The 14,452-nt window shown below is 69.7% G+C and carries 8 protein-coding genes and 1 tRNA gene; 7 read left to right on the top strand and 2 right to left on the bottom strand.

Annotation, left to right across the window (positions count from 1 at the left end; all coding sequences use genetic code 11):
• Positions 1-170 precede the first annotated feature (170 nt).
• The 4 genes from tmk to ABTX60_RS22580 all read left to right on the top strand — a co-directional run bounded on the left by tmk (position 171) and on the right by ABTX60_RS22580 (position 6,720).
• The gene (gene tmk, locus ABTX60_RS22595; RefSeq protein WP_352098799.1) at positions 171-3,488 is read left to right on the top strand and encodes a dTMP kinase; all 3,318 of its coding nucleotides are present in this window, start codon (positions 171-173) and stop codon (positions 3,486-3,488) included.
• 118 nt (positions 3,489-3,606) lie between these two features.
• Positions 3,607-4,812, top strand: a complete 1,206-nt coding sequence (locus tag ABTX60_RS22590; protein WP_352098798.1) for a DNA polymerase III subunit delta' — start codon at positions 3,607-3,609, stop codon at positions 4,810-4,812.
• Positions 4,813-4,919: 107 nt separating this feature from the next.
• Complete coding sequence (locus ABTX60_RS22585; RefSeq protein WP_352098797.1) at positions 4,920-6,539, top strand: alpha/beta hydrolase; 1,620 nt, start codon at positions 4,920-4,922, stop codon at positions 6,537-6,539.
• A 107-nt stretch (positions 6,540-6,646) separates the two neighbouring features.
• Positions 6,647-6,720, top strand: a tRNA-Thr gene (locus ABTX60_RS22580).
• 154 nt (positions 6,721-6,874) lie between these two features.
• Here the strand turns inward: ABTX60_RS22580 and ABTX60_RS22575 are convergent.
• Together ABTX60_RS22575 and ABTX60_RS22570 are read right to left on the bottom strand one after the other, a co-directional pair.
• The gene (locus ABTX60_RS22575; protein WP_352098796.1) at positions 6,875-8,134 is read right to left on the bottom strand and encodes an MFS transporter; all 1,260 of its coding nucleotides are present in this window, start codon (positions 8,132-8,134) and stop codon (positions 6,875-6,877) included.
• 52 nt (positions 8,135-8,186) lie between these two features.
• Positions 8,187-9,299 carry an ArsR/SmtB family transcription factor gene (locus ABTX60_RS22570; RefSeq protein ID WP_352098795.1) on the bottom strand — a complete coding sequence of 371 codons (1,113 nt, stop codon included), beginning with the start codon at positions 9,297-9,299 and terminating at the stop codon, positions 8,187-8,189.
• 648 nt (positions 9,300-9,947) lie between these two features.
• Here ABTX60_RS22570 and ABTX60_RS22565 point away from each other — a divergent pair.
• The 3 genes from ABTX60_RS22565 to ABTX60_RS22555 are packed head-to-tail and all read left to right on the top strand — an operon-like array spanning position 9,948 to position 14,396.
• A complete protein-coding gene (locus ABTX60_RS22565; RefSeq protein WP_352098794.1) occupies positions 9,948-11,531 on the top strand; it encodes a class I adenylate-forming enzyme family protein in 1,584 nt (527 codons plus the stop codon).
• Positions 11,532-11,589: 58 nt separating this feature from the next.
• On the top strand, positions 11,590-12,858 hold the full coding sequence (hemA, locus tag ABTX60_RS22560; RefSeq protein ID WP_352098793.1) for a 5-aminolevulinate synthase: 1,269 nt from the start codon (positions 11,590-11,592) through the stop codon (positions 12,856-12,858).
• Entirely contained in the window at positions 12,855-14,396 is a 1,542-nt protein-coding gene (locus tag ABTX60_RS22555) for a long-chain-fatty-acid--CoA ligase (RefSeq protein WP_352098792.1), read from the top strand. The genes hemA and ABTX60_RS22555 overlap by 4 nt, the downstream gene beginning before the upstream one ends.
• Positions 14,397-14,452 lie beyond the last annotated feature (56 nt).

Below are 14,452 nucleotides of genomic sequence, written 5' to 3'. Positions count from 1 at the left end.
AGTCCGCCGAGGACGGAGGCCGTTGCAGCCTGTCCGGAAACCGGACCGTCGCGTCCGGTTATTCGCCCAGGGTTCGGAAAGCGAACGCCCCGGCAACACTTCGGTGTCGGGGCGTGCGCATGCCAGCCCGCGCCCCCCGGGGTGTCGGCGGCTCCCGATAGGCTGAACGCATGACGCGAGCCGACCACTCAACGGCCCCTCAGCCCGCCCCCGACGACGCCCTGGTCGCGGACTCCCGCGAGCGTGCCGTCCGCGCTCTGCTGCGACGACCGCAGCTGAAGCGGTTGTGGAGCGCACAGCTCGTGGGCGGCGTGGGGGACACCCTCGCCCTTCTCGTGCTGGTCCTCCTGGCACTCCAGGCCGCCGTCGCCGAAGCTTCGTTCGGGGGCGGTTACCGAGGCGCGGCGTTCGCAGTGGCGACCGTTTTCGGAGTGCGCATCCTCGCGACACTCCTCTTCGGCGCCGTTCTGCTCGGCCCGCTCACCGCCCTCACCTCGCAGGACGGCCCGCTCGACCGCCGCTGGACCATGGTGGGCGCCGACGGGCTGCGCGCGGCACTGCTCATCGTCGCGCCCCTGTGGATCGACTGGACGCCCGACAACGCACTGCCCCTCCTCCTCGTCACGGCGTTCGTGACGGGGGTCGCCGAGCGGTTCTGGACGGTGTGCCGCGAGAGCGCGGCCCCGGCGCTGCTCCCGGCCCCGCCGCCGGAGGGGGCCACGGTCCGGCCGCTGCCCGACCACATGGACGCCCTGCGCCGCCTGTCGCTGCGCACCGGCTTCGCGGCGATCCCGCTCGCGGCCGTCGTGCTGGTCCTCGCGGCCCTGTTCAACAACCTGCTGGGCGCCGGCATCGACTGGTTCGGCCAGCACCAGGCGGCCCTCGCCTCCTACGTGGCCGCCGGGCTGTTCGCCGCGTCCCTGTCCCTGCTGACCTTCCTGGAACTGCCCGGCACCCGCACCCCCCGGGCGCGGTCGCCGCTCGAGGGACTGCGCCGCCCGAAGAGCACCACCGGCGCCGACAAGGGCCGCACCGGCGCGATGCCGCTGCTGGTCCTGTCCTGCGCGGCCGTCGCGGCGGCGGTGTCGGCCGCCGTCGCCGTGGCCGTGCTGCACGCCAAGGACCTGGGCGGCGGCCCGGTCCTCTACGGCCTGTTCGTGGCCGCGCTCACCGGCGGCGTGGTCGTCGGCATCCGTACGGCGCCCGCCCTCGTGCCCGCCCTGTCGCGCCGCCGGCTGCTCGCGCTGACGATCGCCTTCACCGGCGTCGCCCTGCTGGCCGCCGGGCTGGTGCCGGACGTCACCACCGTGCTGCTGATCCTCGTGCTGGCCGGCGTCGGCGCGGGCCTGTCCGCCAACATCGGGCACACCCTGCTCGACCAGGAGACCGAGGAGAACCGCCGCGCCCGTACGACGGAGCACCTGCACGCGGTCGTCCGGGTCTGCGTGGCGCTCGGCGCGGTGATCGCCCCGCTGGTGGCGGCGGCGATCGGACCGCACCGCCTGGAGAGCGGCAAGTTCGTCTTCGCGCACGGCGGCGCGGCCTTCACACTCATGCTGACCGGCGCCCTGCTGCTGCCCGTCGCCGCGCTAGTGCTGGCCAAGGTCGACGACCGCTCCGGTGTGCCGCTGCGGAAGGACCTGAAGGACGCCCTGCTCGGCGGTGACGACCCCGACCAGGGTGCCGCGGCCTCCGGCTTCTTCATCGCCCTGGAGGGCGGCGACGGGGCCGGCAAGTCCACCCAGGCCGAGGCGCTCGCGGAGTGGATCCGCGCCAAGGGCCACGAGGTGGTGCTGACGCGCGAGCCGGGGGCCACGCCCGTGGGCAAGCGGCTGCGGTCGATCCTGCTGGACGTGTCGAGCGCGGGCCTGTCGCACCGCGCGGAGGCGCTGCTGTACGCGGCCGACCGGGCCGAGCACATCGACACCGTCGTACGGCCCGCCCTGGAGCGCGGCGCGGTCGTCATCTCCGACCGGTACATCGACTCGTCCGTCGCCTACCAGGGCGCCGGCCGCGACCTGTCGCCGACCGAGATCGCCCGGATCAACCGCTGGGCGACCAACGGGCTGGTGCCGCATCTGACCGTGCTCCTGGACGTCGCCCCGGAGACCGCGCGCGAGCGGTTCACCGAGGCGCCGGACCGGCTGGAGTCGGAGCCCGCGGAGTTCCACGCGCGCGTGCGGGCCGGCTTCCTGACCCTGGCCGCCGCCGACGCCGGGCGGTACCTGGTGGTGGACGCCGGACAGGAGCCCGAGGCCGTCACGACCGTCATCCGGCACCGCCTCGACCAGGTGCTGCCGCTCTCCGAGGCCGAGATCAAGGCCCAGGAGGAGGCACGGAAGAAGGCCGAGGAGGAAGCCCGCCGCAAGGCCGAGGAGGAGGCCGCCCGCAAGGCCGAGGAGGAGCGCCTGGAGCGCGAGCGCCAGGAGCAGCTCGCCAAGCTGCGCGCCGAGGAGGAGGAGCGCAAGCGCCGCGAGCTGGAGGAGGCGCAGCGTCGCGAGGCCGAACGGCAGGCGGAGGAGGCCCGGCGCCGGGCCGAGGAAGCGCGCAAGAAGGCCGAGGAGGAGCGGGCCCGGCTCCTCGCGGAGGAGAAGGCCCGCGCCGAGGAGGAGGCCCGCCGCAAGGCCGAGGAGGAGCGACGCCGCAAGCAGGCCGAGGAGGAGGCGCGACTGCGTGCCGAGGCCGAGGCGCTCCGCCTGGAGAAGCAGCGCAAGGCCGAGGCGGCGCTGCTGCGGGCCGAGGAGGCCCGGCGGCTCGCGGAGGCGGCCGCCGCGGCGGCCGAGGCCGGCCCGAAGAGCTCCGCTCCGAAGAAGGGTGCCGCGGGTCCGGCGGCCGCTCAGGACGCGGTGACCGTGCCCACGCCGGTGGTGACACCGGGTGGTGCGGCCGACGACACCACCGTGCTGCGCCCGGTGCGCGACGAAGAGCGGCCCGCCGGCCGGGGCCGGACCTCCGGCGAGTCCGATGCGGAGGTGACGGCCGAGCTGCCGAAGCCGCCGGTTCCGCCGGCCGCCGGGTCGGAGACGGAGGTCCTGCCTCCGTTCTCGCCTCGCCCCGGGGACGAGACCGAGGTGCTGCCGCAGGTACGCACATCCGACGCCTCCAGCGCGGCCGACGAGACGGCGGTGCTGCCTCCGGTCCGGCCGGGGGACGCCGAGGAGACGGCGGTGCTGCCCCCGGTCCGGTCCGCGGACGCCGAGGAGACGGCCGTACTCCCGCCGGTACGCGGGGACCAACCGGCGGACCGGGTTCCGCCCGGCTACTTCCGGAAGGACGCCCCGGACTCCCGGCCCGACGGAACCGAGGACCGTACGCGGGAGATGCCCCAGGTCGACGCCGAGGGGACGCCGCGCCGCCGCCGGTCCGACTGGGCGGAGGAGACACCGCTGGACGACCTGCCCTCGCTCGCGGACGAGCTGCTCGGACCGCACGACGACGAGCCGGACCAGGGCCGCGGGCGCCGCGGCAGGGGCGGCCGGGGGCGCTGAGGCCTCCGGCGGGCCGATGCGTCGGCCCAGGGCTCCGGTGGGGGCGGCGGGCGTTGTCGGTGGTCGCCCCCACAATGGATCCCGCAACGCGGAACGTGACGGAAGGGCGGCGTGACCCATGACCGTGTGGGACGACCTCGTCGGGCAGGAGAGGGTGAGCGAGCAGCTGGCCGCTGCCGCCCGGGACGCCGACGCGCTGGTCACCGCGGCCGCCACCGGCGCCCCGCCGCCCGAGGCGTCGAAGATGACGCACGCGTGGCTGTTCACGGGCCCGCCCGGGGCCGGGCGGAACCAGGCGGCGCGTGCGTTCGCGGCGGCGCTGCAGTGCGTCAGCCCCGACCGGGCCCTCGGCGGCTCCCCGGGCTGCGGCTTCTGCGACGGATGCCACACGGCACTCGTCGGCACGCACGCCGACGTCACCACCGTCGCCGCCGTCGGCACACAGATCCTCGCCGACGACATGCGCGACACCGTCCGCAAGTCGTTCACGTCACCGGCGAACGGCCGCTGGCAGATCATCCTCGTCGAGGACGCCGAGCGGCTGAACGAGAAGTCGGCCAACGCCGTCCTCAAGGCCGTGGAGGAACCCGCCCCGCGCACGGTCTGGCTGCTGTGCGCACCCTCCATCGAGGACGTCCTGCCGACCATCCGCTCCCGCTGCCGCCACCTGAACCTGAGCACGCCGAGGGTCGACGCCATCGCCGACATGCTCGTACGCCGCGAGGGCATCGAGCCGGACGTCGCCGCCGCGGCGGCCCGCGCGACCCAGGGCCACGTCGACCGGGCGCGCCGCCTGGCCACCGACCCGGCCGCGCGCGAACGCCGTGCCGCCGTGCTCAGGCTGCCGCTGCGCGTCGAGGAGATCGGCGGCGCGCTGAGGGCCGCCCAGGAACTCGTCGACGCGGCCGCCGAGGACGCCAAGCAGCTCGCGGAGGAGACGGACGCCAAGGAGACCGAGGAGCTGAAGGCCGCTCTCGGCGCCGCCCAGGGTGGTCGCATGCCGCGCGGCACAGCGGGCGTGATGAAGGACCTGGAGGACAAACAGAAGCGCCGCAGGACGCGCACACAGCGTGACAGCCTCGACCTCGCCCTGACCGACCTCACGGCCTTCTACCGCGACGTCCTCGCCCTCCAGCTCGGCTCGCGCGTGGCCATCGCCAACGCGGACGCCGAGGACGCCCTCGAGCGCCTCGCCCGGGGCAGCTCCCCGGAGGCCACGCTCCGCCGTATCGAGGCGATCGCGGCCTGCCGGGACGCCCTCGACCGCAATGTGGCGCCGCTGCTCGCCGTGGAGGCGATGACGATGGCCCTCAGAGCGGGCTGAGAGACCGGCAGGGACCCGGGCCGGGCATCCGATTGACGCCGTAACTCGTACGAGGCACGACGTGCACGCAGGGCATCCATCCTGTCGCCCAGAGTTACGATCGCTGGATGGACACACGGCGTACCCCCCGTTCCGCCTCCGGCTCACGGGGTCTCCACCGCAGGACACGCAACCGGGCCGAGACCGCCGTCGGTCTCCTCGCCACGGCCGCGCTGCTCGTCTCCGCCTGCTCCTCGGGGAGCGCGACGACCTCCGCAGCCTCCGCGGCGCAGGAGGCGGCCCTGGTGGCGCTGCCGAAGGCCACGCCCGCGGCGCTCTCGTCGTACTACGGGCAGAAGCCGGCCTGGCGCGGCTGCGGTGCCGGTTTCGAGTGCGCCACCCTCAAGGCGCCGCTCGACTACGCGGAGCCGTCCGCCGGGGACGTCCGGCTCGCCCTCACCCGCAAGAAGGCCACCGGCCCGGGCAAGCGGCTGGGCTCGCTGCTCGTGAACCCGGGCGGGCCGGGCGGCTCGGCCATCGGCTACGTGCAGACGTACGCGGGCATCGGCTACCCGGCCGAGGTGCGGGCCCGCTACGACATGGTGGCGGTCGACCCGCGCGGCGTGGCCCGCAGCGAGCCCGTGAAGTGCCTGGACGGGCCGGGGATGGACACCTACACGCGGACGGACATCACGCCCGACGACGCGAAGGAGACGGGCGGGCTGGTCGCGGCGTACCGGACGTTCGCCGAGGGCTGCGGTGCGGACGCGCCCCGGCTGCTGCGCCATGTGTCGACCGTGGAGGCGGCCCGGGACATGGACATCGTGCGGGCGGCGCTCGGCGACAAGAAGCTGAACTTCGTCGGGGCCTCGTACGGCACGTTCCTCGGAGCGACGTACGCCGGGCTGTTCCCCGAGCGGGCGGGCCGGCTGGTGCTGGACGGGGCGATGGACCCGTCGCTGCCGGCCCGGCGGCTGAACCTCGAACAGACGGCGGGCTTCGAGACGGCGTTCCGGTCGTTCGCGAAGGACTGCGTGCGGCAGACCGACTGCCCGCTGGGTGGCAAGGGCACCTCGCCCGAGCGGGTGGGCGCGAACCTCAAGGCGTTCTTCGAGAAGCTCGACACCCGGCCCCTCCCCACCGGTGACGCCGACCGCCGCAGGCTCACCGAGTCGCTCGCCACGACCGGTGTGATCGCGGCGATGTACGACGAGGGTGCCTGGGAGCAGCTGCGTGAGGCACTGACGTCCGCGATGAAGGAGAACGACGGGGCCGGACTCCTGGTGCTGTCGGACGGCTACTACGAGCGGGACGCCGACGGCGCCTACAGCAACCTGATGTTCGCCAACGCTGCGGTGAACTGCCTGGACCTGCCGGCCGCCTTCGACACCCCGGAGCAGGTGCGCCGGGCCCTGCCCGACTTCGAGAAGGCGTCGCCGGTGTTCGGTGAGGGCCTCGCCTGGGCTTCCCTGAACTGCGCCTACTGGCCGGTGCGCGCCACGGGTGAACCGCACCGTATCGAGGCGAAGGGCGCGGCACCCATCGTCGTGGTCGGCACCACCCGCGACCCGGCGACCCCCTACCGCTGGGCGCAGGCCTTGGCCGGCCAGCTCTCCTCGGCGCGCCTGCTCACCTACGAGGGCGACGGCCACACCGCCTACGGCCGTGGCAGCTCCTGCATCGACCGGACGATCAATGCCTACCTCGTGCGCGGCACCCCGCCCACGGCCGGAAAGCGCTGCTCATAGCCCTGTTGCCGGCCCCGGAAGGGCTGCCTCCGGGGCTGGTGCGGAGCACCCTTGGAAACTGTGTAGACTTACCGTCGTTGCTGATCGCACCATAGTGCGGACAGCGCGCCGCCTTAGCTCAGATGGCCAGAGCAACGCACTCGTAATGCGTAGGTCTCGGGTTCGAATCCCGAAGGCGGCTCCGGCAAAGGCCAGGTCACATAGCCCGTGACCTGGCCTTTTGTGTTGCTCGGGGTATGACGCGTCACACGGCCGGCGTGCCGCGAGATGGCTTGCGTGAGCGATGCGTGAGCGGAGCGGTCCGGTGCCCTACTTCTTGGGCTTCGGGTGGCCAGTCACCGGGCGGACTCCGGCGCGACTGCCGGTTGTTCGGCCTCGGAACCAGACGGGACGCCGATGCGCAACTGCCCGGGCCGCTGTGCTCTGTCGGTGCGGGCCAGGGTGAGCGCGGCACTCATGGCCAGAACGACGAGGGCGGCGCCCGAGAGGAGGAAGGCGTCCTTGACTCCGGTGAGTGCGATGGTGGTCGAGGCCACGAAGGGGGAAACGGCCAGGGCTCCTGCCACTCCGGCCTCCCACAGACCCAACGCCTTCGCCAGATGGTGGCTCGGTATGCGCTGCTGCACCAGCGCGATCAGCGGGATGTCCGTGAGGGCCGAGGCCAGCCCGGTGGCGATCAGGAGTACTGCGGCCCCGGCTGTGGAGGTGACGATTCCGAGCGGCGCACGGAAGATTCCGAGCAGGGCCCAGGCCAGCACCGCCGCCAGGGCGAGTCTGCGCATCCGCAGGCCGGCCAACAGGAGTGCCCCCACCACCTCTGCGACCCCGGCGACGCCCAGCAGCAGGCCGTAGCGGCCGCCCTGTCCCACGACGGCGACCAGCCCCACCGTCAGGAAACCGCTGGTCAGAGCGAGGGCGAGCACGAAGGTCACGATGACCACCAGCACGTCGGGAGCGGCCCGCACGGCCTTGAGCCCGGCGGCGAGATCGGCCCACAGGCCCGCCTGGCCGGCGGGCAGGACGGGGCGGGTCACGCGGATGGCGGCCACGGCGCCCGCCGAACCGAGGAAGGTCAGTCCGTTGACCACCAGCGCTGCCCGCATGGAGCCGTAGGACAGCAGCGGCGCGAGCATGAGCGGGCCGACGAAGAAGGCGGCCCGGAAGGCGACTTGCAGCAGCCCGTTGGCCTGTTGCAGACGGTCGGCCGGGACGATCTGCGTGACGATGGCGTTGCGGGCCGGGGCGAACGGGGCGCCGATCAGGGCCAGTAGCGCCGTTGTCACCACGAGCAGGGGCAGGTTCAGCAGACCGAGGGACAGCAACACCGCGGCCACCGCCACCACGGCGACCCGGGCCAGATCGGTTGCGATCATCAGCTTGCGGCGGTCGTAACGGTCGGCGTACGAGGCGGACACGAACGTGGCCAGGAACGCGGGCGCGAACGCGGCCACGCTGACCACGGCGACGGCCGTCGGGTCCTTCGTCAGCGACCAGGCCAGCCAAGCGGTCGCCGCGGTGTACAGGCCGTCGCCGAAACGTGAGACGGCCTGACCGGCGAAGAGGAGCAGGAAATTGCGGTCCCTGAGCAGTGACATGCCGCCACTGTCGGATCTCCTCGAGCGCCTGATCCACTTATTAGGCAGATGGCTAATCAATGGGGTCGGTGGTGTGAAGAAAGCTCTCCAGGCTGGGAGCGAGACCCGCCACCTGCCCGGGCAGGAGCCGGTACAGGACGTAGTAGCCCTCACGGCGGCGTTCGAGCAGGCCCGCGTCCGCCAGGACGCGCAGGTGCTTGGACAGGGCGGCCTCGCTGACGCCGACGAGTGGAGCCAACTCCTGGGTGCTGCGCGGGCGTTCGGCGATCAGCCGGAGGGCACGCAGGCGGGTGTCGTCGGCGAGCGCACGGAGCATGGCGACGAGCTGTGCGGGAGGAATCCTGGGGCGGGCTTCCCGGGCGATCGACGAGACGGGAAAGACGAGGCCGAGGGGCCAGGGGCCGTCGCAGTTGACCCGTACGTGCGGCCACACATAAGCGCTGGGGGCGAGCAGCAGGGTGTCTTCCGGGCCGATGGCGACCTCATGATCGTGCGGGCGCTCCAGCCAGAAGCGTTCGGCCTGCCGGTCGCTGCGCACCTCCGGCCACAGGCCGCGAAGCATGCCGTACAGTCCGCGCTGTTCGATCTGGTGCCCGGCCTCGCTCACCCCGGCGGCCAGTTCCGGTTCGATCCGGGCCCATTCCTCCTCGAACGCCTCCCGCCAGTAGCGTTCCAGCAGGCTCAGGAACCTTTCGAGGAGTGCGCGGGGGTCGTTCAGGACCATCGCGGCCATCGCTTTGTCGCTTTCCCGCGCGAGACGCTCCCGCAGCAGGGCGCGTACGTCCGGTTCCCGCAGCGTGTGGGGATCCCTGCCCTCGCCGCCACCCGGCCACGGCGAAAGCAGCGGGATGGCGAACTCCAGCCGGACCAGCTCCGGGTCCGCCGTGCGCAGGCCGGCCAGTTCGCTGCCGAAGTCCGCCAGCCCACCGGTCGGCCGCGGAAAGAGGAACTCGGGAAAGTACGAGCGCACCGCGTAGGAGAACGCCTCAATCTCCCGCTTCAGCGCCGGCGACAGCTTGCGCATCGCGCGTACCCAGCCGTGCTGGACGGGGTGGTGCTTGGGCTCCACTAGCACATGAAGGCTCAGTACGGCTTCCATCGCCGGCGAGTATGCGAACCCCACCCGCTCAGCACCACCGGCGGGCACCCGGAAAACGATCGTCATAACTCGTCATCCTCGCCGTCTGGCGTCCCCGGAGGGAGCGTGCCGCGCGAGACGGTGGTCGGCGCAACCGCGCGAAGCAAGCCCTAGGCACCGCAGGTCAGAGGCACTCGAGCTCACCGCCTCGACCTCCTGCCCCCGACCAGCCCAACAGTGGCAAGCCGCGTCGCCCGATTGCTCCGGGGCCGACGCGGCTCCATGATGAACCCCAGGTCAGGCTTCTGACCTGGGGTTTCTTTGTTTCATTGGCCTTGCAGTCCGGTCTGATCAGACACTCGGGGTCTACGCATCACAATGCGTAGATCGTCCCAGTTGTAGCTCGTGCCCGCGACTGTCGCCGATCATCCATCCGCCGGCAGCCAGATCCTTCCCGCGGCGTTCGGCGAACCCGCCCGACACCCGTGATCAGAGGTCACGAGATGGACGGGGTCCAGGGCGAGTTGGGCGAACCGACTCGGTCGCCCCATCGAGAACGCGGGCGCCCTGGGTGGCCGTCCGGCGCGTGCCCCGAACGGCTACCCCGATCGGGATGCCTTCCGACACTCCGTTGTAGCCAGTCGAACGATCTACCGCCTACTTCAATCGCATGGTGAAGATTGAACGCCCAATTGGATGACGTCGTGATAGTTGGCAAGGTCGAAGGAAGGTCCCATGAGCCTGCCTGAGCATTGGTGGAGCGCAAGTCGAAGTTATGTCTCGGAGATCCTCTCGCTGCTGGCAGCCACGCCGGATCGAGATGTCGTTCATTGGCGTGGCGAGGCCTTCTCTGGTGGTGACCTGATTCGGTCCGTCACGGAAACATTCCTTGCGCTGCGAAACCGCGGAGTGGGTGAGGGGGATGTGGTAGCGATTCTGGTCGCATCCAACAGCCCTGAGATGCTCACCGTGCGGTACGCGACACATCTGCTCGGCGGCGCCGTGTGCTATCTGCGAACCACTAATCCTGGTACCAGGACAACGGTCCTTCCGCTGGATCACCAGATCCAGATCCTGCGCGAAACCGAAGCCGTGACCGTCTATGCCGACGCCGAAAGTTCGGAGCGCGCGGCGGAGCTCGCTGTTGGTAGTGGGATCCCCGTAACGCGTCTTCAGCAGGGGGAAAGCGGTGAGGTCGGCCGGGTCGATGGTGCCGATACTCCGGATGCCGTGTCATGGCATCCGGACGCGCTGGCCTTCATCGGCTTCACGAGTGGCAGCACGGGCCGGCCCAAGGGCATCCGGTTGTCGGGCCGCGCATGGGAAGCCACGATGCGTGCATGGATGGGCGTCGGTCGTGAATACGACTGCGCGTCGATTCTGGTGTCGACCCCTCTGAGTCATGGCGTTGCCGCGATGGTGGACGCAGTCTTCGCCCTGGGCGGAGCGCTCTATCTCCATGAGAGCTTCGATGCCGAGAAATTCGTGGACACCGTCTCTGCGGAGAAGGAGGTCTCGTGGACGTTCATGGCGACGAATCACGTGTTCCAACTCATCGACCATCTGGCCGAGCGAGGAATTCGTGACACTGCTGCTGTGGAAGCCGCTGGCCTGTCTTCGCTGAAGCGGATTGTCTACGGCGGCAGCCCGGCGGCGCCCGCGAGAATTGCACAGGCTTTTCAACTCTTCGGCCCTGCTCTGGCGCAGGGGTATGCCACGAGTGAGAGCGGTCGGATCACGATCCTGACTCCTCAGGAGCACGGAGACCCGGAGCTCGCTGCCACTGTCGGTCGGCCCTTTCCTGAGGTGGAGGTCGTCGTCTGCAACTCGAATTCGGGTGCGCAGCTGGCGGCAGGAGAAATCGGCGAGGTTCGTGTCCGCTCGCCTCAGATGATGGACGGCTATAACGGCAACCCGGAGTTGACCGAACAAGTTCTTCGTGACGGTTGGTACTTCACCGGAGATATCGGTCGCCTCGACGAGCGGGGCTATCTGACTCTCTTGGGCCGGGTAGCCCATGTCATCAAAGTCGGCGGCGTCAAGGTTCATCCAATAGTTCTCGAGGCGGAAATTCTTTCCCACCCGGGTGTCCGGCACGCCGCCGTCTACAGCGTGCAGGACAAGGACGGAAGCGATCACATCCACGCCGCGATCGAATGCGATCCGGCTGAGGTGGTTGAGGTGGAAGAAATCCGCGCGAGGATTTCTGAGGCCCTGTCGCCGATTCATGTGCCCGAGAAGATACACGTCTTGAGCGCTCTGCCGATGAACAGCAACGGCAAGCCCGACAAGGTGCTCCTGAAGTCGCAATATTCCTAGTCGGGTGGACCTTTCGGTTCGCAGGTCAATCCAACCGCAACGTCGAGAAGGCGAGTGAATGAACGTTCATCTGGCATCGTACCTGAGTGGGGAAACCGCTGACGATCTCGCTGGAAGCAAGCGTGAGTTCCTGGAGATCGGTCGTCGTTCCGGTGATTACCCCATGGCCGCTGCTCGGCGCGACGGGGTGGAATCGGAAGTAAGCGTCTGGTGCAGCAACGACTATCTGGGAATGGGTCAGAACCGCCAGGCCGTCGCGGCCATGCAAGCCGCGATAGATACCCATGGCGTAGGCTCCGGAGGTTCCCGGAACATCGGTGGAACCAACCACTATCACGTCCTTCTCGAAAATGAGCTGGCGGATCTGCACGGCAAGGAATCCGCTCTCCTTTTCACGTCGGGATACACGGCGAACGAGGGATCCCTCACCGTGCTGGCTGGGCTGCCGAAAGACACCGTCGTATTTTCCGATGCGAAGAACCACGCCTCGATCATCGACGGTCTCCGGCACAGCGGCGCGAAGAAGCATGTCTTCAGGCACAACGATGTCGCCCATCTGGAAGAACTGATCGCGGCCGCTCCCGCCGACTGCCCGAAGCTCATCGTGGTGGAAACGGTCTATTCCATGTCGGGCAACGTCGCACCGCTCGCCGAGATCGCCGACATCGCGGACAAGTACGGTGCGACGACCTTCATCGACGAGGTCCACGCGGTCGGCATGTACGGCCCGCAGGGCGCCGGCATCGCCGCGCGGGAGGGCATCGCCGACCGGTTCACGGTCGTGATGGGCACCTTGGCGAAGGGGTACGGGACGGTCGGCGGCTACATCGCGGGACCGGCGGCCCTGGTGGACGCGGTGCGGACCTATGCGCGTTCGTTCGTCTTCACGACCTCGCCGCCGCCCGCGGTCGCCGCCGCTGCGCTGGCGTCGGTTCAGTACCTGCGGTCCTCTGATGTCGAGCGAAAGGCTCTCTCGGAGAACGCGCGGCTTCTGCACAGCCTTCTGATCGCGGCCGACATCCCGTTCATCTCGACGGACTCCCATATCGTCGCGGCCTTCGTCGGTGATGACGAGCTGTGCAAGCGGGCGTCCCAGTTGCTGTTCGAGCAGCACGGGATCTACGTGCAGTCCATCAACGCGCCCAGCGTGCCCGCGGGCGAGGAGATCCTGCGGATCGCTCCATCCGCCGTGCACGACCAGCAGGACGTCGCGACTTTCGCCGACGCCCTTCATGGGATCTGGAAGGAACTGAACATCCCGACCGCGAGTGCCCGGGACTGGTCGACGACCGAGCTCCGCGGCGGCGGCGCCAGCACCGCCGGATGACCATGTCCGTTGCCGGCGTGCTGGCCGACACCGCGGCGCAGCGACCCGACCACTCGGCCGTGATCCACGAGTCCGAGCACTTCACCTACGGGTGGCTGTGGGATCAGGCGCGTCGCCACGCTGCCGTGCTGCGAGCCAACGGGGTCCGGCCAGGAGACCGGGTCGCCATGCTCCTGGTCGACACCCCGCAGTTTCCCGTCGTGTATTTCGGCGTCCTGGCGGCCGGAGCCGTCGCCGTCCCGCTGAACGTCATGTCGACCGCGTCGGAGATCGGTCACGTACTGACCGATGCCGATGCCCGCTTTCTGGTGTGCGCCGCCTCCTTGCTCGCCCAGGCGAGTAAGGCGGCGGAACCGCTCGGCACGGTGCTCCTCACCGTCGGCCCCGGCCCCGCGGGCACTGTCGACCTGGAGAACGCGGCACAGGACACGGCACCGATCGACGATTCCGTGGCGCGGGAACCCGACGATGTCGCGGTCGTGTTCTACACGTCCGGCACGACGGGGGAGCCGAAAGGGGTGATGCTCACCCACCGGAACCTTCTGTACAACGTCGAGAGGATGGTCGCCACTCCGTACGTGTTCCGGAGTGACGACGTGTTGCTCGGGTGTCTGCCGCTGTCTCACGGCTTCGGTCAGATCTGCGGCATGCTGACCGGCTTCCGCGCCGGTATATCCATCGTCATGATGCCGAGATTCTCCGGGCGGGAGGCCCTCGCGCTGATGACGAAACACCGTTGCACGGTGTTCATGGGCGTGCCGACCATGTATTTCAAGTTGCTCGACGCGGTGGCCCAAGGAGAGCAGGTTCCTCGACTCGACCGCGTGTACAGCGGGGGATCGGCGCTTCCGACCAAGACCCTCGAAGAGGTCCGAAATACGTTCGGATGTCCCGTGTATGAGGGTTACGGGATGACCGAGACCTCCTGCAGCGTCGCATATCACTATCCGGGCGTGACTTTTCGATCCGGGACAGTTGGCATTCCGATCACCGGCATCACCGTCGGTATAGCCCGGCCGAATGCCGACAGGATCGAACTCCTGCCCGTCGGTGACGTGGGCGAGATCGTGGTGCGCGGTCCGAACGTCATGGCCGGATATCTCGGTCGCCCGGATATCACCGCCGAGGTTTTGATGGATGGCTGGTTCCTCACCGGCGATCTCGGCAGGCTGGACGGCGACGGTTACCTTTCGGTCGTGGGCCGTAAGAAGGACTTGATTCTGCGTGGCGGCTACAACGTCTATCCGCGCGAAATCGAGGAGATCCTCGTCGGGCATCCGGCCGTGGCGCAGGCGGCGGTCATCGGTGTTCCGCACCCTGAGCTCGGTGAGGAGGTCTGGGCGATTGTCGTGCCTGCCCGGCCGGAGGACCTCACCGCTGGATCGGGAGACGAGATCATCGAATGGGGCAAACAGCGTCTCGCCGCATATAAGTACCCTCGGCGAGTCGAGTTCACCGACACTCTCCCATTGGGAACCAGCGGAAAGGTTCTCAAGCGGATGCTCGTCGCGAAATACGAGCCGGCCGTCAACGCGTAACTGCAAACGAAAAAGAATCACATCGGCGTAGCACCCGTGGCGCGGCTGCGGGTGCT

The organism is Streptomyces sp. NPDC126510 (assembly GCF_040302345.1).
Taxonomy (GTDB): Bacteria; Actinomycetota; Actinomycetes; order Streptomycetales; family Streptomycetaceae; genus Streptomyces.
This window is presented reverse-complemented; position numbering and strand designations above follow the sequence as displayed.

What these genes read in the sequence shown, in the direction of transcription:
- tmk (WP_352098799.1), top strand. Translation starts at nt 171, where the DNA reads ATGACGCGAGCCGACCACTCAACGGCCCCTCAGCCCGCCCCCGACGAC.
- hemA (WP_352098793.1), top strand. Translation starts at nt 11,590, where the DNA reads ATGAACGTTCATCTGGCATCGTACCTGAGTGGGGAAACCGCTGACGAT.
- ABTX60_RS22585 (WP_352098797.1), top strand. Translation starts at nt 4,920, where the DNA reads ATGGACACACGGCGTACCCCCCGTTCCGCCTCCGGCTCACGGGGTCTC.
- ABTX60_RS22565 (WP_352098794.1), top strand. Translation starts at nt 9,948, where the DNA reads ATGAGCCTGCCTGAGCATTGGTGGAGCGCAAGTCGAAGTTATGTCTCG.
- ABTX60_RS22570 (WP_352098795.1), bottom strand. Translation starts at nt 9,299, where the DNA reads ATGACGATCGTTTTCCGGGTGCCCGCCGGTGGTGCTGAGCGGGTGGGG.
- ABTX60_RS22575 (WP_352098796.1), bottom strand. Translation starts at nt 8,134, where the DNA reads ATGTCACTGCTCAGGGACCGCAATTTCCTGCTCCTCTTCGCCGGTCAG.
- ABTX60_RS22555 (WP_352098792.1), top strand. Translation starts at nt 12,855, where the DNA reads ATGACCATGTCCGTTGCCGGCGTGCTGGCCGACACCGCGGCGCAGCGA.
- ABTX60_RS22590 (WP_352098798.1), top strand. Translation starts at nt 3,607, where the DNA reads ATGACCGTGTGGGACGACCTCGTCGGGCAGGAGAGGGTGAGCGAGCAG.